At 36.5% G+C, this 20,471-nt stretch carries 21 protein-coding genes; 9 read left to right on the top strand and 12 right to left on the bottom strand.

What is annotated here, in order from left to right:
• The first annotated feature begins 3 nt into the window (after positions 1-3).
• Genes E3E24_RS07170 through E3E24_RS07160 form a run of 3 tightly spaced genes read left to right on the top strand, consistent with a single transcriptional unit; the run spans position 4 to position 3,471 of the window.
• Entirely contained in the window at positions 4-1,692 is a 1,689-nt protein-coding gene (locus tag E3E24_RS07170; protein ID WP_167915786.1) for a hypothetical protein, read from the top strand.
• 4 nt (positions 1,693-1,696) lie between these two features.
• Positions 1,697-2,620, top strand: coding sequence for a hypothetical protein (locus tag E3E24_RS07165; protein ID WP_167915785.1), 924 nt, complete (start codon positions 1,697-1,699; stop codon positions 2,618-2,620).
• Positions 2,621-2,631: 11 nt separating this feature from the next.
• Positions 2,632-3,471, top strand: coding sequence for a glycosyltransferase family 2 protein (locus tag E3E24_RS07160; protein WP_240912553.1), 840 nt, complete (start codon positions 2,632-2,634; stop codon positions 3,469-3,471).
• On the opposite strand, the gene E3E24_RS07155 is transcribed toward E3E24_RS07160, so the two are convergent.
• Positions 3,434-4,435 (bottom strand): glycosyltransferase family 2 protein, encoded by a 1,002-nt coding sequence (locus E3E24_RS07155; RefSeq protein WP_167915783.1) that lies wholly within the window; start codon positions 4,433-4,435, stop codon positions 3,434-3,436. The two genes, E3E24_RS07160 and E3E24_RS07155, sit on opposite strands and share 38 nt — an antisense overlap.
• 859 nt (positions 4,436-5,294) lie before the next feature.
• Between E3E24_RS07155 and E3E24_RS07150 the strand changes: the two genes are divergently transcribed.
• Positions 5,295-6,053, top strand: coding sequence for a class I SAM-dependent methyltransferase (locus tag E3E24_RS07150; RefSeq protein ID WP_167915782.1), 759 nt, complete (start codon positions 5,295-5,297; stop codon positions 6,051-6,053).
• Positions 6,054-6,098: 45 nt separating this feature from the next.
• Here E3E24_RS07150 and E3E24_RS07145 read toward each other — a convergent pair whose 3' ends face one another.
• The 3 genes from E3E24_RS07145 to E3E24_RS07135 all read right to left on the bottom strand — a co-directional run bounded on the left by E3E24_RS07145 (position 6,099) and on the right by E3E24_RS07135 (position 8,725).
• A complete protein-coding gene (locus E3E24_RS07145; protein ID WP_167915781.1) occupies positions 6,099-7,580 on the bottom strand; it encodes a flippase in 1,482 nt (493 codons plus the stop codon).
• Positions 7,581-7,616: 36 nt separating this feature from the next.
• Positions 7,617-8,312 (bottom strand): hypothetical protein, encoded by a 696-nt coding sequence (locus E3E24_RS07140; RefSeq protein ID WP_167915780.1) that lies wholly within the window; start codon positions 8,310-8,312, stop codon positions 7,617-7,619.
• Between the two features lie 95 nt (positions 8,313-8,407).
• Positions 8,408-8,725 (bottom strand): hypothetical protein, encoded by a 318-nt coding sequence (locus E3E24_RS07135; protein ID WP_167915779.1) that lies wholly within the window; start codon positions 8,723-8,725, stop codon positions 8,408-8,410.
• 112 nt (positions 8,726-8,837) lie between these two features.
• Here E3E24_RS07135 and E3E24_RS07130 point away from each other — a divergent pair, with 112 nt between their 5' ends.
• Positions 8,838-9,128, top strand: coding sequence for an AbrB/MazE/SpoVT family DNA-binding domain-containing protein (locus E3E24_RS07130; protein WP_167915778.1), 291 nt, complete (start codon positions 8,838-8,840; stop codon positions 9,126-9,128).
• An 8-nt stretch (positions 9,129-9,136) separates the two neighbouring features.
• Here E3E24_RS07130 and E3E24_RS07125 read toward each other — a convergent pair whose 3' ends face one another.
• Positions 9,137-9,466 (bottom strand): glycosyltransferase family 2 protein, encoded by a 330-nt coding sequence (locus E3E24_RS07125; protein WP_370520470.1) that lies wholly within the window; start codon positions 9,464-9,466, stop codon positions 9,137-9,139.
• Between the two features lie 79 nt (positions 9,467-9,545).
• Between E3E24_RS07125 and E3E24_RS07120 the strand changes: the two genes are divergently transcribed.
• From E3E24_RS07120 to E3E24_RS07105, 4 genes are read left to right on the top strand one after another with little or no spacing between them, the layout of a single operon-like run.
• Positions 9,546-10,889: a glycosyltransferase family 4 protein gene (locus E3E24_RS07120; RefSeq protein ID WP_167915777.1), complete on the top strand. Its 1,344-nt coding sequence runs from the start codon at positions 9,546-9,548 to the stop codon at positions 10,887-10,889.
• Between the two features lie 3 nt (positions 10,890-10,892).
• On the top strand, positions 10,893-11,846 hold the full coding sequence (locus E3E24_RS07115) for a glycosyltransferase (protein ID WP_167915776.1): 954 nt from the start codon (positions 10,893-10,895) through the stop codon (positions 11,844-11,846).
• 21 nt (positions 11,847-11,867) lie between these two features.
• Positions 11,868-12,590 (top strand): class I SAM-dependent methyltransferase, encoded by a 723-nt coding sequence (locus E3E24_RS07110; RefSeq protein WP_167915775.1) that lies wholly within the window; start codon positions 11,868-11,870, stop codon positions 12,588-12,590.
• Positions 12,591-12,632: 42 nt separating this feature from the next.
• Positions 12,633-13,946, top strand: coding sequence for a sulfatase (locus E3E24_RS07105; protein ID WP_167915774.1), 1,314 nt, complete (start codon positions 12,633-12,635; stop codon positions 13,944-13,946).
• Here the strand turns inward: E3E24_RS07105 and E3E24_RS07100 are convergent.
• The 7 genes from E3E24_RS07100 to E3E24_RS07070 all read right to left on the bottom strand — a co-directional run bounded on the left by E3E24_RS07100 (position 13,943) and on the right by E3E24_RS07070 (position 20,443).
• Entirely contained in the window at positions 13,943-15,472 is a 1,530-nt protein-coding gene (locus tag E3E24_RS07100) for a flippase (RefSeq protein ID WP_167915773.1), read from the bottom strand. The genes E3E24_RS07105 and E3E24_RS07100 overlap by 4 nt on opposite strands.
• A gap of 37 nt (positions 15,473-15,509) precedes the next feature.
• Entirely contained in the window at positions 15,510-16,853 is a 1,344-nt protein-coding gene (locus E3E24_RS07095; RefSeq protein WP_167915772.1) for a helix-turn-helix domain-containing protein, read from the bottom strand.
• 108 nt (positions 16,854-16,961) lie between these two features.
• Positions 16,962-17,342 carry a hypothetical protein gene (locus E3E24_RS07090; protein WP_167915771.1) on the bottom strand — a complete coding sequence of 127 codons (381 nt, stop codon included), beginning with the start codon at positions 17,340-17,342 and terminating at the stop codon, positions 16,962-16,964.
• A gap of 154 nt (positions 17,343-17,496) precedes the next feature.
• Positions 17,497-18,678: an RNA-guided endonuclease TnpB family protein gene (locus E3E24_RS07085; protein ID WP_167915770.1), complete on the bottom strand. Its 1,182-nt coding sequence runs from the start codon at positions 18,676-18,678 to the stop codon at positions 17,497-17,499.
• Positions 18,659-19,270, bottom strand: coding sequence for an IS607 family transposase (locus E3E24_RS07080; RefSeq protein WP_167915769.1), 612 nt, complete (start codon positions 19,268-19,270; stop codon positions 18,659-18,661). The genes E3E24_RS07085 and E3E24_RS07080 overlap by 20 nt, the downstream gene beginning before the upstream one ends.
• A gap of 34 nt (positions 19,271-19,304) precedes the next feature.
• Positions 19,305-19,490, bottom strand: coding sequence for a hypothetical protein (locus E3E24_RS07075; RefSeq protein WP_167915744.1), 186 nt, complete (start codon positions 19,488-19,490; stop codon positions 19,305-19,307).
• Between the two features lie 8 nt (positions 19,491-19,498).
• The gene (locus E3E24_RS07070) at positions 19,499-20,443 is read right to left on the bottom strand and encodes a MarR family transcriptional regulator (RefSeq protein WP_167915768.1); all 945 of its coding nucleotides are present in this window, start codon (positions 20,441-20,443) and stop codon (positions 19,499-19,501) included.
• Between the last annotated feature and the right edge of the window lie 28 nt (positions 20,444-20,471).

Here is a 20,471-nt window from a genome sequence, read left to right as displayed (position 1 = left end):
TTTATGAAAACAATTATTAAAAATATTAGTCTATTTAATATGTCTGGTTGGGATATAAATGTAGTTATAAAAGTCCTTCTCATTACCGGGATAATCCTAATTAATTTTACACTATTAGTTGGAGATTTAAAAATTGGAGAATATGGTGGTATAGATTCTTATGGAATTTCTGGTTTATTGAGTATATTTATTTTTCTAATAGTTATCATTTTTGGATTGCAAAATAGAAAGACTTATAAGTACGCTTACATTGGGATCTGCTACCTAGTACTGATCTTTTTTATTCCTCAGATATTCGCAAAACTACCTATCTTTCCTTATGTATACCGTGTTTACGGTCATATTGACTATATTATTCACACAGGTCATATAAATCCAGAAAACCCAGGCCTATGCTACCAAACTTGGCCTGGAGCTATGTTTTTAGGAGCAGTATTGGAAATAGTTACTAAGCTTGGAGTTTATATTTTACTCACGCTTCCAGTTTTACGCTATCTAATTATTGTTCCACTAATATATTTATTAATAAGAGGGCTCACAAACAACACAAGCCATGCAATTTTAGGGACTATGTTTTTTATTATAAGCTTTTACGGGTTTAATTGGTTTGTTCCGGGTGGATTGGCGTTCTTAATAGAGATGATTGGTATCTACATTTTGTTTAGAATATGCTACTTGAAAAAAAATGAAAATTTTTTGAAGTTTGGGGTTATACTGATGCTACTGACAGGAATCTTAGTTTTCACACATTTTTTGACAAGTATTTTTTGGATGGTCACAATAATAGATTTCTTAATTCTATCAATGTTTATTATCAAGAACAAAAGATTTCAAGAAATAAGTGTACTCCTTTTATTGCTTTTTGTAATTTTCCAATTCTACTGGTTATTCGGACATATGTGTTCGATTAATCTGTTTAAACAGAGGTTAAACGATTTAATATGTCTGCCAAAAGCAACGGAATCTGTAGAAAAATGGACTGCAGTTGCTCAAAGTGGTGTAACTCCACATGCAAAAGTATTGGGGCTAAAAATGTACTTTGTGTACTCAGTAATTGGAATTAGTTTAATTGGAATGCTAATTGTACTCGCTGAGTCTTTAAAAAGATTTTTCAAAACAAGAAAAGTCGATAGATTAGTGCTACTTTTATTGTTACTATTGGTCTCATACAGCCTTGCAGTGCCGGCAATAGTTGGGGCATATAGCGGAGAAATAGCAGCAAGACTTTTTGGAGTAATTAGATATATCTTAGTAATTTTTGTAACATTGGCTCTTAAAAATGCAAAATTTAGAAGAGCACTTATCGTAACGTTATTTGTTTTCTCGTATCTCAGTATATTATGCACATACGGTAATATGACTTATGATTATGTTGAACCTAATGAAGTTACTGGAATTTTTTATACCTCGGCAAATATTCAGTCAAAATTTTACACAATTCCAGATGCTTTATGGGATATTAAATACTTAACAAAGAAATGGCAATATATTTTGCCAATAGGTTCGTTGAACTTAGAAAATGCCGAAGATAATATTATAATACTGTCTTCAAGAAGGATTGAAGGCTATAAATTCTTTACTGGAAAAGATTTAAACATAATAGATATAAAAATTAAAAGTTCAAAGATATATTGTTCAGACAACTATTATATGAATGTTCCAAGCAAATTTGAGATATATTATGGTGGGTGATATTATGGACATAAAATCAAAGATTATAAGGTTTAGAAAAAATTGGAGAAATTTAAGAACTAAGCAGTTTTGGGAAGATGTGTTCATATATTATTTAGCAAAAATTATTTACCCACGAAATACAGGTGTGTTCGTAGTGGAAGAGGAATGGGATAACCTGATTATCCTAGACGCATGTAGATATGACAGTTTCAAGGAAGAATTCGAAAAAAGGAATATGAAGGGCAAATTAACATATAGGATATCTCGGGGTTCTGGAACACCTGAATTTCTTACTGAAAATTTTGGAAATGGAAAATTTGATGACATAGTTTATATTACTGCAAACCCATATGTTGATCTTTTATTGAAAGGAAACTTTTATAAGATAATTTCAGTCTGGAAGGATGGATGGAATGAAGAGTATAATACAGTCCTACCATCAACTATGTATGAATACACATTGGACGCTTTGGTTAGGTATCCTGATAAAAGGTTTATAATACACTTTATGCAACCACATTATCCTTTCATAACCTTAAAAGTTAGAGGAGATACAGGAATAAAACATCAAAGAAAAGCTACGTTGGAAGGAAAAAGTGTCTGGCAGGATGTGACCATATGGTCTCTTATGAAAGCAGGAGTTGTATCTTTCGAGGACGTAATAAAAGGTTACAAAGAAAACTTAAGTTTAGCCTTAGATTACGTAGAAAACCTTATAGATATACTTCCTGGGACAACAGTAGTCACTGCAGATCATGGAGAGGCATTTGGAGAAAAATTGCATCCTTTGATTCCAATTAGAGTGTATGGTCATTATAATGGAGTCAGGATAGAACCTTTAATAAAAGTTCCTTGGCTTGTAGTTGATGAAAATGATAAGAAACTCAAGAAACCTGAAGAATTAAAAATAAAACAAGCAATAAACAGATTACATAAAACAAAATAAGAGTGATTGCAATGAATTTCAGAAAAACACAAATTTCTGTTGTTATGTGTGTAAAAAATAGAGAGAAAGAAATAGAAAGGGCTCTAAGGTCAGTAAAAAAGCAAAAAGGAGTTTTAGAAATAATAGTCGTTGATGGAAATTCCACAGATAGAACGATTGAAATAGCAAGAAAATATGCAGATAAAATATATTCAGATAATGGAAAAGGTCTGGCATATGCAAGACAGCTTGGGGCTGAAAAAGCTAAAGGGGAGTATATTGCATATATAGACTCAGATACAGAACTTCCAAAAGAAAACCTGCTAATTAGAATGGTCGAAGAAATGGAAAAAAATAATTGGGTTGCAATACACGCACAATTAATAAATCCAAGAAAAAACAAAACGATATGGGAATATTGTGAGGATATGCATTTAAAAACCAAATTTAACGAACCCGGAGAGAGGAGGTACATTGGAACTATTGTGTGTGTTGTAAAACGAAATATTGTTTTAAAGTATCGTTTTGATCCATTTATGAAATATGCTGCTGAAGATACAGAATTTTGGAGTAGGGTTGGAAAGGAACATAAATTTGGAGTCTCAAAAGAAGTGGCTTTTCATTATCATCGAGCATCATTTAAGGATTTTGTAAAGCAAAGAATTTGGTATGGAAAAGGAAATGCAAGGGCTATGGTCAAACATAAAGCTTGGAAATTACTGCTTGTTCCTTTTGGGATAATGGTTTACGGAATTTTTCAGATATTTAAATGCAGAAAATGTATAAAGTGTATTCCTTATTATTTGGTCTGGAGCATAGCTTTGATGTATGGAACTATTGTTGGTCTTTTTGAGATATGGAAGGAGAAATAGTATATTTCATTTTTCCATTTATACCATCAATTAACCCATTAATTGCCATATATGTGTGTTTAAGTTTACCCTTTAAACTAAATTTTGTAACAATTATCAAGAAATCCCCCAAAAATTTTATTAACTCTAAATACCCCATATTGTTTTTTTTCAAAAAGTAATAATTATTCCTTATTTTATAATAAAGAGGATAGGATCTTTCTTTTGATATTGCCTCTTTGTGAAAAACTTTTGCATTTTGAGAATAACTTAGTTTAAACCCCATAGTTGTAATGCGATAAAGCAAATCTATTTCTTCTTGATATAGAAAGTAGTTTTCATCAAATAATCCAGTGTACATCAATGGAACTACATTTATTAATAGTGCGGCTCCAAATAAATTCTTGTATGTAATTTTATTTTTTTCTTTTTTTAGCCCATATGGACTCCACAACCTAAAAGGGTCAGTATAATAGTAAATCTCAGGTCCCACAACACCAATCTTTCTGCCGCTCTCAGCGACTTTAACAAGCTCCCTCAAAAAGTTTGGATCCACAACAGTATCGTTATTCAATAATAAAACATAATCAGGGTTCAAAACACTTAAAGCAAATTTAATTCCAACATTATTCCCACCAGCAAATCCATAATTCTCCTTGTTCTTAACTAAAATCAAGCGCCTGTCAACATCAAACTTCTCATAAAGTGATCTGTTAAACTTCCCTTGCCTAGCTTCATCCTCACTAACCTCAAACACTTTAATCGGCTTATTGTTTGGATTATATTTGAAAAACTTTGAATTAATCTTGATCTTCCCTTCAGCATACTCTTTAATCTTATGAATAGAATCATCCTGAGAGGCATTATCCACCAAAATAACGTCATAGCTGGGATAAGTAATCCTGTAAAGCGACTCCAAGCACTCTATCGTATCCTTCCACCCATTCCAGTTCAAAATGATTATAGAAACTCTCGGTGAGTTCATTTTACATCCTCACTGATATTTAGCAGAAATATTTAAAAGCTTTTTACAAGAGCATATCCCGACATTACCCAACTACATGGAGACTTAAAACTCCCCACCATTTTACCCTGGCATCTATGTTCGCATACTCCCAGCTTCCAAACTTCCCAATGCTATCTATTCCCAGTGTTTTCAAGCAATTAAAGATTTTATCAAGATTTTCTTTGTACCCCCACATCACAAATCACGTAAGTGTACTTGAACCTGTAGGATGTAACCAACACCACATCATCTCTGTTTATTATGCCAATCTCGTGCAAATCCTCAATGGTTCTTTCAATGTCTTGCTGATTTCATCTCCCTTTATATGTAACCCCTGCTAAGACTGAAACTTCCTTGTGGAGCAACATAGGCCGAATACTTCGAGGGAAAGTTTTACCCTATGCGTCAGGAGTTGTACTTTAAGTTTTTCACGACTTCAACAGCTTCTTCAGGCGCATCTCTTAAAGCACTAGCGAGCTCTTGAAGGGGGAGGGTGGAGATTAATCTCTCAGATTCAAACTCTTGTTACCATATGAAACAATTCATCTGTTGTCTTCCTTTCTGATTTCATTAACCTCAAAGCCGATTATTCTATCTTTCTATTGGAGCTTCAAAGACTCTTGCTAGACTTTGGGATTTCTCCAAACTTTGGATAGTAAAAGCTCCCCCGTTGATGGTTGGGAAATGTGCTCAATCCACATGGTACTCATCTTTCCAAAGGTGAACTTCAAGTCCTCTTGTTGTAGGAGTCAAATACTTCTCAGTTATGCCCATTCTAAAAGTATAGTAATAGTAACATTTAATAATGCCCTATCTAAAAATAAAGCAGGTGAATAAAATGATAATGCGAGCAATAGAAATTGCTAAAAACGAGGGTTTTTTCATACTCATAAAGAGAAGCCATGATTTCGTAAAATTTAAGTTAAAGGAAAAGTATCATAGGCTTATAATCCCATATGCCATATGGAAAATTAAGAATATAAAATTTAGATCAGTTGAAGAGCTTGTTGATTTCTCGTTCAATTGGTTGCATGGATTGATCAGACCTATGCAAGTAAGGGAAGAAATAATAGAGCTTTTGAAAATATTATCGGAAAGAAAACCAAAAGTCGTTTTGGAAATTGGAACCGCAAACGGTGGGACGTTGTTTTTATTTAGCCGTGTAGTCCCTGAAGATGCTACATTAATAAGCGTGGATCTGCCGGGCGGGAGGTTTGGAGGTGGCTATCCGAACTGGAAAGTTCCTCTTTATAAAGCATTTGCATTGCCAACTCAAGACATTCACCTAATCAGAGCTAATTCTCATGATCCTGAAACATTAGAGACTATAGAGGAAATCCTAAACGGGAGAAAAGTAGATTTTCTATTTATAGACGGTGACCACAGTTACGAAGGTGTGAAAGCAGATTTCGAAATGTATTCACCCTTGGTTGCTGATGGTGGGATAATAGCATTTCATGATATAGTTCCAGGACCACAAGAAAATGTTGGAGGAGTTCCAAAGTTCTGGAAAGAGATAAAAAATAAATATCCTTATCAGGAAATCGTGAAAGATTGGAACCAAGAGTGGGGAGGGATTGGAATAATTTTCAAATAAAACACTTTGGCATGACATATTTATAGATCAGAGATCAACTTTAATTCACTCTAATCTCAGAAATATTCTTATTTCTTCCTTATCAAAGCTTTTGCTTAAGGACATTAAGATAGAATAAAATAATAAGAATATTCCCAAAATCAAAAGCATATATGAAATGGGATATATCTTTGGAGTTATGTTTAGGTATAGACCCAAGATAAGAATGATACCAATAATAAGAGACTTTATATAAGGTAAAGTGAAAGGCTGAACCTTAGCCTTTTTATAGAGGCAAATTGAGCGAAATATGCTAGCAATGGAATATGAAAAAGCAGTAGCTATCGCAGCTCCCGTTATCCCAAAGATTGGAATTAAGATGCCATTTAGAATAATATTTAAAATAGTGCCAAGTACGTCTCCGATCATGTTAAGCCGTGCTTCACGAATTATAATTAAACTGACATCATTTGATCCCAAAACAACACGAAACATGAAACCTAATGATAGAATTCTCAATGCATAAGACGCAGGTAAGTACTTAGTTCCAAAGAAAAAAGCTACTATTGTTTCAGAAAATAAAAACATTATAACAAAAATTGGCAAAGTTATTATGAAAATCCACTTAGTGAGTAGTTGATAAGTTCGTTCTAGTTCTTCTTTTCCTTTAGAATATAAGGAGGTTGCTACAGGAGCATATAAAAAAGCTACAGAATTTAAGAATATTAATATCAGTTTTGCTAAAGGAGAAGCCACATTATATAACCCTACAATTTCAGAAGATTTATAATATCCAAGCATTAGAGTGTCGGTCCAGTTCATTACAAAGTTTAAGATTCCAGTGAGCATTAATGGAATTGAAAACCTGAATAATGCTTTTCCAGTTTCTTTGTTTAAATAAGAGAGGTTAAAGTACAAAATATTACGCTTGGATGCTCTAAACGCCAAAGTGAGAGACGTTATGACATGAGCTATGGCGTATGAAACAAGCATTGCCGCCAAAGAAAATTTAAAGAACAAGCTAATGATAATCAAAAACAAGAATATTAAAGGGTAAATAATATTCTGAAAATAAAATTGTTCATCAACCTTTTCAAAACCCCGAGAAATTGACACTATTATCCAAGTTAAGGTAAAAAAGGGAAGAGCAAAAGATCCCAATTTTAATGTAAAGTTAAGTCTTTCTTCATGGAATATTTGAGCAATACTATCAGAACTAAAAATTAGAATTACAGTAATTAATACACTCCAAATTATTCCAAGAGTTAGAGCCGCTGTTATTATCTCTTTAACCCTTGATAGTTGTCGCTTTTGTTTATAAAATGCAATTTCTCTCGGAAGAGCATGTTGCAAACCAAGAGTGGATATCAATAAAGAAACATTTAAGACAGTTAAAGTCAAAGAAAATATTCCGTATTCAGATGTTGAATAATATCTCGCAATGATAATCCGAATTAAAAAATGAAGAATCATCGAAATAACTGTTCCAACAAACACAATTCCAGCCCCTTTAACAATCTTCTGCAGGGCCTGGCTCGCCTCGCTCATTGGAGTCACCACAGGACACTACTCAATTTGAATTCCTCATTCTGGGAGCATGGAAGTGAGTTCTTCAAGTACTTTATTAGCTCTTTTAACAATCTCCTTGTACTTTTCATTCTCTTTCAATTTCTTCCTGAGCTCTTCATTCTCCCTTTCAAGTAACTTAACTTTCTCTTCAAGCGACTTAATTCTCTTATCCCTAAAAGCCACTACTATTTTTTCTACCACCTTCTCCCAAAAAGCCCTTTGAGAAGTTGAAAACCTCCTGAATCCCTTCTTTTCTTTAACTTGAGTTTGATAAAACTCCCACCAACTATCCCGATCCTCCTCGGGAACCCTCTTTTCTATTATGATTTTCACAATTAAATCAGCAAGTTCTTCAAACCCTTCTTCCTGCCCGCCCTTCTCTAAATACTCCAAGTACTTCAGGGCCTGGCTTGAAAGGGAATACCTATACTCATAGCCCCTGTAGCAGGTTTTCCCGCTTTTAGTCTTGACCTTTCGCTTGACCCTCCTCTTTTTCAGAAAGCCCATAGCGTAGAGTCTCCTTAGATCGTTGGAGATCAGCTTCTTATCAACTCTCGAATAAAATCTCGAGAGATTTGGATGGAGTTGGGCACACGGCTTAATTGTCCTCCTGAGGAGGTCGCTCAACTCTCTTGAGGTGAACTCCTTAGTTCCAAAGCCTACATATATCATCTTGAGCAATGTTCGGAAGTCAAGTATCGAGTTCATCATCCAATAGTATGATGAACTCTTACTAAAAAGCATTATCCCCCAGCAAGTTGCGTGATCTCTTTACGCAACAAGTTTAGTAAAAATAGTGAAGAACCTCATTGAAGCATCAAGTCTATGAACGCATCAACTTCTCCAACTTCAAGAGGAATAACATCCTTATCCCCTACTTTCTGAACGTATACCTTCTCCTCACTCCTCCAAACAAGCCAGAATTCTACATCAGAGCTACAAAACTTAGCAGGGTAACTTTTCTTCGGTCTCTTATCAAAGAGCAGAAGGACTAAGAGACGCCCATCTCTTAGAAGAGCTACTGAATCCAGTACATCAGCCTCAACAATCTTGGCCTTCTCTTGGATGAGGAGTCTGAGCTTCATTTTTTCTAGGATTCCCTCAGCCTCATGGAAGTTCAGCATTCCAATCACCACATCATTTTCTGATGTAAAATTTCATAAAATGATATTTAAAGTTTTCGGATACCCAAAAGCATATTAAAAACAAAATGAATAAGCTGTTGAGGGGATAATTATGGAAGTTCTGGCAAAGTTTCACGTGATTGTCCACAAAATCGGCAGGATAATAATCCCAGCGGGCACAAGGAAGTTCTACGGTATAGAGCACGGTGATTTCGTCGAGATCAGGATACTGAAATATGAAAGTGACAAAAAACCAAAGGAAGGCACTTTTACAGCCCGTGTTGGTGAACAGGGTTCTATATTCATCCCAAAGCCCCTAAGAGAAGTTATGGGTATAAAACCTGGAGACGTGATAGAGGTGCTATTGTTAGCTCACCACAAAGCCGGAGAAGTTCAGGAGTAGTGACTTGTTTATTTGCTATTTTGGAGCGAATTGCATAGCACTTTTTCAAACTTTTCATAAAGCGATCGGTCAAATTTTCCTTGTTTTGCTTCGTCTTCACTAATTTCAAAAACCCTAATAGGCTTATTGTATGGACTATACTTAAAAAACTCTGAATTAACTTTAATTTTTCCTTCACAATATTCTCTGATTTTTTGGATAGAATTATCCCTTGAACCATTATCTATAACGATAACGTCATAATTAAGGTAGGTAATCCTGTAGAGTGATTCCAAGCACTCTATTGTATCCCTCCAGCCGTTCCAATTAAGGATGATTATGGAAACTCGAGGGAACACAAACAGTCACCTTAAACCTTTTAAGAAAGTGTCCTCTTAAACTTTATTAGAGTTAGGCTTAAGTCAACTGGTGGTCTAAATGAAAATTTTACAGGTCGTTCATGGTTTCCCTCCAAAACAAAGAGCAGGAACAGAGATATATACTTACTATCTATCGAAAGAGTTAGCCAAGAGGTATGAAGTTCATGTTTTTTATCCCACACGAGACAAGACTGAAAAATCAATCACTATACATTCTTTTGAAAGAGAGAACTTACATCTACATGAGTTAATCATACCAAATAGACCTACAAATAAAATAAGCCGATTTTGGGATTTGCTATTTTTTGAGAACACATATATGAACAAGGAAATCGAAGAAAAATTTAGAGAGTTATTGAAGGAAATAACTCCAGATATCATTCATTTTGAGCATTTAATTGGATTATCAGCAACTTTAATAGGCGTTGCTAAAGAATTTAACATTCCAACTATTCTTACGTTACATGATTATTGGTTTATGTGTCCAACGATTCAATTACTTAAATGGGACCACACAATTTGCAAGGGACCAGAATCAAGCAAATGTCGTAAATGTTGGATTAAAAAGCAATCTAATGTTCTTGCTGAAGCTTTGAGGAAATATTATATTCCTAAACATTTAACCAGAAAACCTCTGGAACTTATCTTAAGAGCCTTTAACCCCTCAGAAAAATTTGAAAAAAGAAATGAATATCTAAAATTCCTGCTCTTAAAAGTAGATAAAATCATAGCCCCCTCAAGATTTCTAAGGGAAATGTTCATTAAATATGAAATCCCAGAAGATAAAGTAATATACTCCGAGAATGGATACAATCTAGGTGAGTTCAAGAAATTTAAGAAAAAGAAGAAAGATACTGACAAAATTATTTTTGGATTTGCTGGAAGTGTCATCCCTATTAAAGGTGTTCATCTCTTAATTGACGCATTCTTGGAAGTACCCGAAGATAAAGCAGAATTAAGGATCTACGGAAATTATGATCCAAAGTCCTCTTATGTTAGAAAGCTATTCTCAAAAATACGAGGAAAGAGTAATATATATTTCCTTGGAAAATATGATGATCCAAAAGTACCATTCTCAGAGGTTGATATTTTGGTATTCCCGTCTATTTCATACGAGAACTGCCCCTTAGTTTTAGCAGAAGCACGAGCTACTAAAACCCCTGTTATAGCCTCTGATTTAGGCGCAATCCCAGAGTTTGTAGAAGGCGGAAAAACAGGTTTATTATTTGAGCCAAATAACCCAAAAGACTTGTATGAAAAAATTACGCAAATTATCGAGAATCCCGAGCTAATAGAGAAGTTTAAGTCAAACATAAAACCTCCCAAAAGTATTGAAGAGCAGGCTAAGGAGTTAGAGAGGATTTATCATGCTATCATTTCAAAACGTTTGGAAATGGTGTGATGTATGACTAAGCCTTTAGTAAGCATTATAACTCCCACATATAACCATGAGAAATTTATTGCCAAATGTATCAAGAGTGTTCTATCTCAGACATATCCACATTGGGAGATGATAATCATAGATGACGGTTCAACAGATAGAACTCCCGAAATAGTCGAACAGTTCAATAACGAACGAATACATTATCTCAGGCAGAGAAATAGGGGCATATGGAATTTGAAAAAAACATACAACCGAGCATTAAAATTTGCTGATGGTGAGCTTATTGCAATTTTAGAAGGAGACGATTTTTGGCCAGCATATAAATTAAAACAACAAATTAAGGCTTTTAGGGATAATAACGTAGTTTTAAGCTGGGGTAAAGCAGGCATTGTTAATAATGCTGGAAATTATTTATCCACATGGGATATACCCCATAAGCTCCTTCATGGATCTCAAAGTGATATTCTTCGAGAATTATTGTTGCGGAATTTTATTCCCGCTGTGACTGTTATGGTACGCAAAGAAGCATTGCTGAATATTGGAGGATTTAAGCAACCACTTAACCTACCCTATGTAGATTACCCAACATGGCTTGAACTTGCTACTGTTGGTAGATTCCACCCGATTAACAAGATTTTGGGTTATTGGAGAAGACATGCGGGTCAAACAACGGTGAAATATTTTGAAACAATGACTGTCAAAGCTAGAGCTTATGCTCTAAGTTTCTTTAAGAATTTGTCAAAGGGTATGCAAAGGTCACTTAAGTTGACAGAAAATGACATAATTAAATATGGATTGTCCCGTGACTATCTAGCATTGGGTATGTTTGCACTTAACTCTGGAAATCTCGATAATGCAAAGAGAAATTTTGCGAAAGCTTTGGGTATTGGCCCGTTTTTTACAAAAATACTTGCTATGAGAAATTTGCTCTATGTCACACTACGAGAGGTAACATCTAAAAAGAGAACATTGTAGTATCCTTTGGGGGATAAATCTATGAAGAAAACTAAAATATACTATGAGGATAAAGCTCTCATATATTCCCTAAATCTTAGTAGATATTCTGGCCATTATAAAATCCTGAAGTTTATTGAAGCTCTTAACAAAAAGCCGCTGACTATCTTAGATGTTGGCTGTGCTACTGGATATTTTGGTGCTAAACTAAAAGAAATGGGGCATAAAGTCTATGGGGTGGAAATTTCAGAGAAAGCAGGATTAGAAGCTAAGAAACTTCTGGATGATGTTATTATCGGGGACATTGAAGAGATAGACTTGCCGTATCCGGAAAGATATTTTGATGTCATTATTTGTGCTGATGTGTTAGAACATCTGTTCAATCCAAAAGATGTGATAATTAAACTGAAGCGATATTTAAAGCATGATGGATACCTCATAGCTTCCATTCCCAATGTTGCAAATTGGAAAATTCGATTTGATTTGCTAAAAGGTAAGTTTGAATATTCAGAAGTCGGACCATTGGATTTTGGTCACATAAGATTTTTTACATACTATACTGCTAAAAGAATGTTTGAAGAAGCCGGATATAAAATAGAAATGGTAGACTTTAATATTAATATTGCAGATTTCCCTAGAGTTTTAAGGTTAACAATATGGGCCATAAACAAGATAAAATTAACTTCTAAGTTATGGCAAAGGTTAACGAGGCGATATATAAACTTCTTTGGATATCAGATGATTTTTGTAGCAGCGAAAGTTTAATATAAAGTCCAGGATACTGATATTCAAAGTTGGGGTGGTTAAATGTTCAAAAATGTAATCCTAATAACAATTGACAGTCTACGTGCTGATCATTTAAGGCCTTATGGCTATTATATTGAAACTCCAAACATAGATGAACTAGCATCACAGGGAATCCTCTTCAGGAATGCTTATGCTAATAGTCCCGGAACTCCGAGTTCTTTTCAGGCTATTTTAACTTCGACATACCCTATGATGTATGGTGGATACGGGAAAATGTCTAAACACCGGCCTTACTTACCTTCCATACTAAAATCTTGCATTGATAATATTTATACTATTGGAATCACATCAAATCCTTATTTAAGTCATTACTATGGGTATAACAGAGGATTTGACTATTTCTATGATGGATTCCAAGATGAGCATACCAGTACTCTAATTTCCCGGGGTTTAAAATTTCTAAAACACCTTTTGGAGCCTTCTCCGTATGTAGTTGGCTCCACATTAAATGAAATCGCAAAGAAACAACTACTCAAAGCTAAAACTAAACGTTTCTTTTTGTGGATTCATTATATGGATGTGCACTTCCCGTATTTTTATAAAAGCAAACTAAGAAACCTAGTCTTCCATCGCAAAATCCATAAGCTTAATTCCTTGATTCTTGACGTAATATATGATAAAACTAATAGCGTAGATGAAAATACTCTGAGGGATTTAATTTACCTTTATGATGAAGGCATTCAACGGGTTGATGAATATATTGGTGACCTCATTTCTTTCCTCAAAAAAAATGATCTATTAGATGATACGTTGCTAATTTTGGTTTCTGACCATGGAGACGAATTTATGGAACATGGCGGCCTAGCACATACTCCTAAATTATATAATGAACTTCTCCACATTCCACTGATTATAAGTAACCCTTCCTTGAAAAAGCAGAAATGTAGAAAAGTTGTTGATCAATTAGATATTGTACCCACTATATCCAAAGCCTTGGGATGTCCTATTAGCCCAAAATGGTTAGGGAATCCTCTTTTTGATCAAAATAAGATCGATTCTAAAATGAAAGAAAAAGTTGTTATCAGTGAGGTAGCTAATACTTCAATATCTGATAAAATCAGCTTAGATGAATGGAGAGTGTCAATTCTAAAAGGAAAATGGAAGCTTCACTACTATCACAAAACAAAGTCCATCGAATTGTATGATACTTCACGAGATCCTCAAGAAAAAATGAATATAGCTTCTAAATTTGATAATATCTCCGGAAGTCTGTTGAAGACGATTAAAGATTACATGAAGTTTGCTAAAAGTACATGGGACGATGAAAAGCTCAAAAAAGCCATTAAAAACTTAAAACTAAAAGGCAAAATCTAAACAAACCGCCTTAAGATTTTCTTTATTATTCTTATCTCAATCCCCAATTTCTTTTCTATCGCTAAAAACAGCTCAATATCCTCTTTATCAATGCTCTTACTCAAAAGTACTAAAAAGAAGCAAACTAAAAGGAAGACAGCTAATATTAGCATCGCGTACCAAATACTTGTAATTCTTAACTTTAAACTCTGCAGGAAAAGTAAGAAAGAAAAGCTGATAACCAAGGGTTTTACGTAGTTCCAGCTGAAGGGGTGAATCCTTGTTTTTTGATAGAGTCTCCAAGAATTCAAAACGTTGGCAACAAAGTATGAAACAGCTGTGGCAATAGCAGCACCTTCTATTCCGTGGATTGGAATTAATACGACATTCAAAATAACATTAAGGATAGCGGAGATCAAGTTTGAAATCAATATAAAGTTACTTTCCTTTATTATAACTAAGCTCAACCCATTCAATCCTAAAAAAGTGTGGAACATAAAGCCCAAAGCCAAAATTTGAAGCGCTGGAGCCGCTGAAACATATTTTTCTCCAAAAATGAATAATATAGTAGCCTCGGGGAAGAGAAACATCACGCTGAAGATTGGGAGCGTTAATAAAAATATCCACTTAGTGAGAATTTGATAAGTCCTTTTCATTTCATTTATCTTGCCCTGAGCATAAAGCTGGGATACAATAGGGGGATAAAGAAACGCAGCTGAATTTAAGAATATGGGTATTAGTCTTGCTAAAGGAGAAGCAGCATTGTAAAGGCCGACTACTTTGGAAGATTTATAATAACCAAGCATCAGCGTATCCGTCCATGTCATTAAAAAATTCAGTATCCCAACAAACATGAGCGGGAGAGAAAAGATAATTAATTCTTTTCCAAGCTTTAAATCAAAAGAAAACTTAAGCTCAAAGAGTTTAATTCTGTAAACTTCGAAGAATAAAGCAAAAAATTTCAGAGATTGAGCAAGGAGATAAACATAAAATATAGAAGCAAACGGAAGGTTAAAGATGACCAAAGATAAAACGAGTATTAACCACAATATAGGATAAACTATGTTTTGGAAATACACTTGTTCTCTAACCCTCCGAAATCCTCTCGAAATAGAAATTATCATTCCAGTCAAAGCAGAAAACGGCAGTGCAAAAGCCACTATTTTTAGAGCGTAAACTAATCTTTCTTCATTGAAAACTTGGGAAATGTTCTCTGCTTCAAGAATTAAAACTATTGTCCAAATTAAACTGTTCAATGCCACAATTATCAAAGCCGTTGAAATCAGATCCCTAACTCTCGAAGGCTCTCTTTCTTTATAAAAGGCGATTTCTCTAGGAAGAGAATTCGGAAACCCCAATGTGACTACTACAAGAGCAATGTTCAAAACAGTTAAGGCCAGATTAAACACACCATATTCGGAAGTCGTAAAATACCTGGCTATAATTGTCCTGCTTAAAAACCCAAAGAGCATTGAAATAATTGTTCCAGCAAAGACAATCCCCGTTCCTCTTGCAATCTTCTGCAGTGCCTGGCTTGCTTCGCTCATGGATTTCACCTTCAACTATGATGGCTTTGTGATGGCATTATGATGGCTTTGAGGACTTTAATTTGTAATAAGTACCCTTTCCAGTCACTCCGATTTTTTCAAATATTCCTCTTTTAACCAGTTCTTTTAAATCCCTAGTAGCCGTAGCCTCTGATACTCCAAACAACTCCTGGTACTCCTTATTTGTAATCCTCCCCTTCTCCTTCACATAGAGCACTGCTTTAATTTGTCTGTCATTCAAACCCAGCTTTCTCAGGTAATCTTCAGTATAAATGTCCTTCCTCAAAAGGACAACGAAACCTCCAGCCTCTTCACTAAACTCAGGCTCAGGCAGGCCGTTCTGCAAACAGAGGCGAACTATCTTAAACGTCCCCGTCCCCCACCTCTCGATCAGTCCGGCATAGTAGAAAACCTGAGCAATTTTGGGGTTTCTCAGCTTGGAAGGATGTGTTTCCTTTTTTAAATCTTCAATAACAATTCCAGGAGGCAGTTCCCCGGGATTCCAGATCCAGATGAAGTCATCAAAGATTTTAATCTGCACGTTGCTCGGGTCGGTGTAGTCCCTGTGAATCAGGGCGTTTATTATGGCCTCCCTGAGGGCATCCAAAGGATAATCCCAAATTTCCTTTCTCCTCAGCTCCCCCTCAAACTCATACCTGACTCCAATATGGCCCATTATAATCTTCATTGCTTCTTCAACCTGGGTAAAGAGATTCCCCTCAATCTCCTTATCATCTATAATTGTTACCGGATCCTTAAAGCGCCCTATTCTGACCTTAGCTTGGATATAATACCTCTGCGGCTCTTTTCCGAAGAGCAGTAGCGCAGCGTTGGTTATCTTCCCATCTTCCAAAAGCCCCAGCTTATCGAGAATTGACTCAACGTCCTCGTTTTCATTGATGTATGGCAACCTATTTCTAGCCATATGAACAAACTTTCTGATAGTTTCCTCGTCTAAATCTTCCAGCGTCGCAGGAGATGGCAGAGAATCCCACGTAACTCCAGATTTCTGAAGAAAGAATCCCTGCAAATCCTCCCAGCCCATCTCAACGGTCTGAGCTCCAACCCTTTTATAATACCTTCCCTTAAATGAAATTGGGACGGGTGATTTAGAAACTTCAATGGTAACAACGTTCTTTCCATCAATCTCTTCAACCTTTATGGAGGGATTTATTCCAAGATTGTGCCTTATTGACCTAGCTAAGCTGTCCAAGTCTCCAGAAAAACCAAAAACTTTACCATCATTGCTAACACCGAGGAGCAGAATTCCTCCAGCAGTATTAGCAAATGCCGACAGCGTCTTATACACAGAATCATTCAGTTCTCGTTTAAACTCCAGAGTCTCGCTCTCACCTTCCCTAATCAGGTCATTAACATTCATACAGTTCACCTAACATTTTGATGGAGTGATCAGTTAATAAGTTTTTTTCAGTATAACAGGCAAAACCATCCCGTTCCTCTAGCAATCCTCTGTAAAGCCTGGCTCGCCTCACTCATAAAGTTCACCACATATCTCCCTCAAATATTCTTTGAGATGCATAAGTCCTTTTACAGCTCCAATCTGTTGCATTAAAAGGTCAACACGGTGTATCATTAACGGAATTATATGCTTAAGTGATTCATCCATGGAAAGCTGGTTTTCAATCTCCTGAATGACTATCTCATAGTCCAGCCCGGTTTCAACAAGTGCAATCAAATCCTCAATGTCCCTCACCCTTTCCATCGAAGTCACACTTTTAAACAGGAAAATATCCTCTTTTGAAACAAGATAAACTTCAAAGAACTCGTGAGATTCAAAACCTTCAGGAACTTCAAGCCCTTGAAACCATGTCTCCGGATAGGTGCAGCTTGTTGAGAACTCTCCTGACAAAAACATCAAGGTTGAACCCATGTAAGGGATGAATATACCTAGCACTCATCCCCAGATCGTAGTCCCATTGAGAACGATACTGCCTCAAGTAGACTGGAAGTTCTGGTACAGGAGTTTCCAGAAGAGCCTCCAGAAGAGAAGATTGCCGTTCTGGTTAGCCGTAACTTGCGTAAAGTTTGTAAATGTCGTTACGGCTAACCTTCCCCACTCCCATCTTCATCGTGGGGCTTTCGGGGGGAACGGAAACTCCCCACATCTTCAAGGCTTTCAAACGAATATTCCAACTTCCAACCACATCACGGTCGGCTTCAAAACCACAGTTTGAACAATTCAAAACCCTGCCCCCATTCGGGCTTAACTTACCCCCACATACCGGGCACAGGGAGGAAGTGTAAGCAGGATTAACAAAAACAACTTTTATTCCTTTTAGTTTAGCCTTGTATTCGATAATTGACTGGAGTTTGCGAAAACTCCAGCGGTGCAAACGACCATTCATTTCAGCCGAATACCTTATTGAATCCCTGATTTCAGTTAAATCTTCCAGAGCAATACCACCATACTTCTCCGCCAACTCGACGATTTTGTTGGCTAATTTGTGGTAAAGGTCGTTCAGCCTGTTTCTCTCCCTCTCGCCATACTTCTCCAAAAGCTCTTTTCTCTTCTTTCCAGCCCTCAACTTCTTCTGAATCTTCCTTCTCTTTACAAAATAACCTGTCCTAATTTCCTTCTCGTGAGTTATTATTTGAACAAATTCCCCATTTGGAAGGCTGAGCGTAACATTATTTTCGTTCAAATCAATACCAATGAAGGCTTTAGGCTCTCCAATTTCAATCTCTTTGGAAAAGACTACGTTGATGAAAACACCTTTCGAGTTTTTGACTAGCCAAGCCTGCCCAACCCTCCAATCTCTAAACTTCTCGTGGTGCTTTGAAGGATAGAACTCTAGCACAAGCCTACCCTTTGGAGTGGAGATTTTGATTACTCTATTTTCAAGGTCGAGTTTGAAGAGATGGTCATCAAGCATTATCACATCCTTCTTGAACAATGGCTCCCCCATGGCTTTTCCCTTCCGCCTTCTCTTCCGATAACTCTTGTAAATTGACGTGGCCATTTGACAAGCCGTGTAAAGGTAGTGGCTTGGTAGTTCTGAATATTCCCTGCGAAGGCTTTTGTAAGTCTCTTTTTTAAGCCGTTTAAAGCTTGTAACGTTGTTCTCAAAAGCGTAAGAGATTAGAAAATTCACAATCTCACGATAAGTGAGGAAGAGGCCATCTAACCCATTAGGTATTTCCTTGAGTTTGAACTTGGCGGTCAGTTTAATCGTCTCGAAGGGCATTCTTTACCGCCTCAACGAGGCGTTTTTTCTTATGAGAACGCATACCATAGAGCTTTCCGGCGAAGGAAGTAACAATGGCCAAAAGGTCTTCAACCAGCTCTTTCTCTGGTGTCTTCTCCTCATCATCAAAGATTACTTCAATCTCAACACCATGAGAGTTGAAGTATTGTTCGAGGTATTTGAATCCAAAGCGGGTGAGCCTGTCCCTATAGGTTATTATCACTTTGGTTATCTCTCCACTCTCCACGAGTTTGAAGAGCTGTTTCAAGCCTTTTCTGTTTTCATTCAAGCCGGAAGATATGTCCGTGAGGATTTTCACCACTTGGTAGCCTTTGGTGGAGCAGTAGTTTTTGAGGTATTCTACTTGTCTCTCAAGGTCTTCTTTCTGGTCTCTGCTTGAGACTCTAGCGTAGATGACGACCTTGTCGGGGAGTTTACCTTCGAGGAGCCTCAGGACTTCACTTTCTGGAATTCTAAACTCTTTCCCAATTTGGTATGCCTTTATTTTCCCCGCTTTAATCCAACGCCGTATTGTCATTGTTGAAACTCCAAGCCTCTTCGCAACTTCACCAGTCCTATAAAGCCTCATCATCACTTCCCTAATTATGATTATGTGTGGAAAGTATTTAAATGTTTCGTTTGTTGCTATCTATGAAACAGCCCCTGTTTGTTACCACGAGGTCAATATCCTTTGTCGCACTTTTAAGCCCTCTGAGAGCCAGATTTCCACCGCCGATAAGATAAACTCTTATTGGTTCAAGGTTAAGCAGCTTTGCCTTCTCCTCCAGCAGGTGAAATTCAGCTATTATCATTTCCCTGGTTACTGCACCCACTTCCCTTCACCAAAGTACATTTTGAAGATTTCTTTCACTTCCTCCATAGAGGGATGGGGGTATCTTTCAACCTCTTTGCCCTTGAGGTATTTCAACAATTCGCTCACGCTGACATCGTATTTTCTACCAAGATTAAAAAGCTTCTTTTGATTTATTTTATCCCTATACGCTAGCAAGAGGACGATTGAATACAAAATTGTTCTTGGGCTGAAATCAATTAGCAACGCATGCACAATAACATCTTCCAAGGAAAGCTCCTTTGCCTTATCAGAATAATAGTAGTGGTATCGCCCAGTTCCAATAAGCTCCATCCCAAAATCGCTGAACCTCTCAACCCCAGTTAGATGAAAGTTACCAACATCTTTCCCCCTGTACTCTTCCGTTGATAGAATGAACTCCCCAACTCCGCTCCACACTACAGCGGAATCCTCAGAGAACTCCCTTGCCTTGATAGAATTTTGCAACTCATAAAATTCCTCCGCAAACTCATGGAACAGGCCATATCTCTCCACTAGAAAATACTTTTCATCTTTCTTCCCAATGATACCGTAATTAGAGAGCTTGTTAATTACGTGGTGGAAAGTGCTTCTTGAAAGGTTGCTCTTTATGCAGAGCTCATGGGCACTTAAAGGGGCAGTTGTGAGAACTGCAAGAAGGGGGAGATTCTTCCCGCTCAGGATTTCCTCAAGATGCATATGACCGAACTTGGAAACTAATCTTTTAAAAAGCTCTGCGGCTTTTGCATCACTTAACGATACTATTCTATGCCTGCCTCTTTTTTCAGTCTTTATCAAACCCTTTCTTTCAAGGGATGCTACAAGTGCCGAGGTTCGAGAGAGTGACAATCCCAGTTCATCAGCCAGCTCACTTACGCTCCTTTCCCCCCTAAGTTTCAAAAGTACTCTAACCTCCATTTTCGATAGGGCTTTCATGTCTAAAAATTAGAAAGTATTATATATA

The organism is Thermococcus sp. LS2 (assembly GCF_012027375.1).
GTDB lineage: Archaea > Methanobacteriota_B > Thermococci > Thermococcales > Thermococcaceae > Thermococcus_B.
Note: the sequence above shows the minus strand (reverse complement) of the source record. Positions and strands in the feature narration are given on the sequence as shown.

What these genes read in the sequence shown, in the direction of transcription:
- E3E24_RS07170 (WP_167915786.1), top strand. Translation starts at nt 4, where the DNA reads ATGAAAACAATTATTAAAAATATTAGTCTATTTAATATGTCTGGTTGG.
- E3E24_RS07165 (WP_167915785.1), top strand. Translation starts at nt 1,697, where the DNA reads ATGGACATAAAATCAAAGATTATAAGGTTTAGAAAAAATTGGAGAAAT.
- E3E24_RS07160 (WP_240912553.1), top strand. Translation starts at nt 2,632, where the DNA reads ATGAATTTCAGAAAAACACAAATTTCTGTTGTTATGTGTGTAAAAAAT.
- E3E24_RS07155 (WP_167915783.1), bottom strand. Translation starts at nt 4,435, where the DNA reads ATGAACTCACCGAGAGTTTCTATAATCATTTTGAACTGGAATGGGTGG.
- E3E24_RS07150 (WP_167915782.1), top strand. Translation starts at nt 5,295, where the DNA reads ATGATAATGCGAGCAATAGAAATTGCTAAAAACGAGGGTTTTTTCATA.
- E3E24_RS07145 (WP_167915781.1), bottom strand. Translation starts at nt 7,580, where the DNA reads ATGAGCGAGGCGAGCCAGGCCCTGCAGAAGATTGTTAAAGGGGCTGGA.
- E3E24_RS07140 (WP_167915780.1), bottom strand. Translation starts at nt 8,312, where the DNA reads ATGATGAACTCGATACTTGACTTCCGAACATTGCTCAAGATGATATAT.
- E3E24_RS07135 (WP_167915779.1), bottom strand. Translation starts at nt 8,725, where the DNA reads ATGCTGAACTTCCATGAGGCTGAGGGAATCCTAGAAAAAATGAAGCTC.
- E3E24_RS07130 (WP_167915778.1), top strand. Translation starts at nt 8,838, where the DNA reads ATGGAAGTTCTGGCAAAGTTTCACGTGATTGTCCACAAAATCGGCAGG.
- E3E24_RS07120 (WP_167915777.1), top strand. Translation starts at nt 9,546, where the DNA reads ATGAAAATTTTACAGGTCGTTCATGGTTTCCCTCCAAAACAAAGAGCA.
- E3E24_RS07115 (WP_167915776.1), top strand. Translation starts at nt 10,893, where the DNA reads ATGACTAAGCCTTTAGTAAGCATTATAACTCCCACATATAACCATGAG.
- E3E24_RS07110 (WP_167915775.1), top strand. Translation starts at nt 11,868, where the DNA reads ATGAAGAAAACTAAAATATACTATGAGGATAAAGCTCTCATATATTCC.
- E3E24_RS07105 (WP_167915774.1), top strand. Translation starts at nt 12,633, where the DNA reads ATGTTCAAAAATGTAATCCTAATAACAATTGACAGTCTACGTGCTGAT.
- E3E24_RS07100 (WP_167915773.1), bottom strand. Translation starts at nt 15,472, where the DNA reads ATGAGCGAAGCAAGCCAGGCACTGCAGAAGATTGCAAGAGGAACGGGG.
- E3E24_RS07095 (WP_167915772.1), bottom strand. Translation starts at nt 16,853, where the DNA reads ATGAATGTTAATGACCTGATTAGGGAAGGTGAGAGCGAGACTCTGGAG.
- E3E24_RS07085 (WP_167915770.1), bottom strand. Translation starts at nt 18,678, where the DNA reads ATGCCCTTCGAGACGATTAAACTGACCGCCAAGTTCAAACTCAAGGAA.
- E3E24_RS07080 (WP_167915769.1), bottom strand. Translation starts at nt 19,270, where the DNA reads ATGATGAGGCTTTATAGGACTGGTGAAGTTGCGAAGAGGCTTGGAGTT.
- E3E24_RS07075 (WP_167915744.1), bottom strand. Translation starts at nt 19,490, where the DNA reads ATGATAATAGCTGAATTTCACCTGCTGGAGGAGAAGGCAAAGCTGCTT.
- E3E24_RS07070 (WP_167915768.1), bottom strand. Translation starts at nt 20,443, where the DNA reads ATGAAAGCCCTATCGAAAATGGAGGTTAGAGTACTTTTGAAACTTAGG.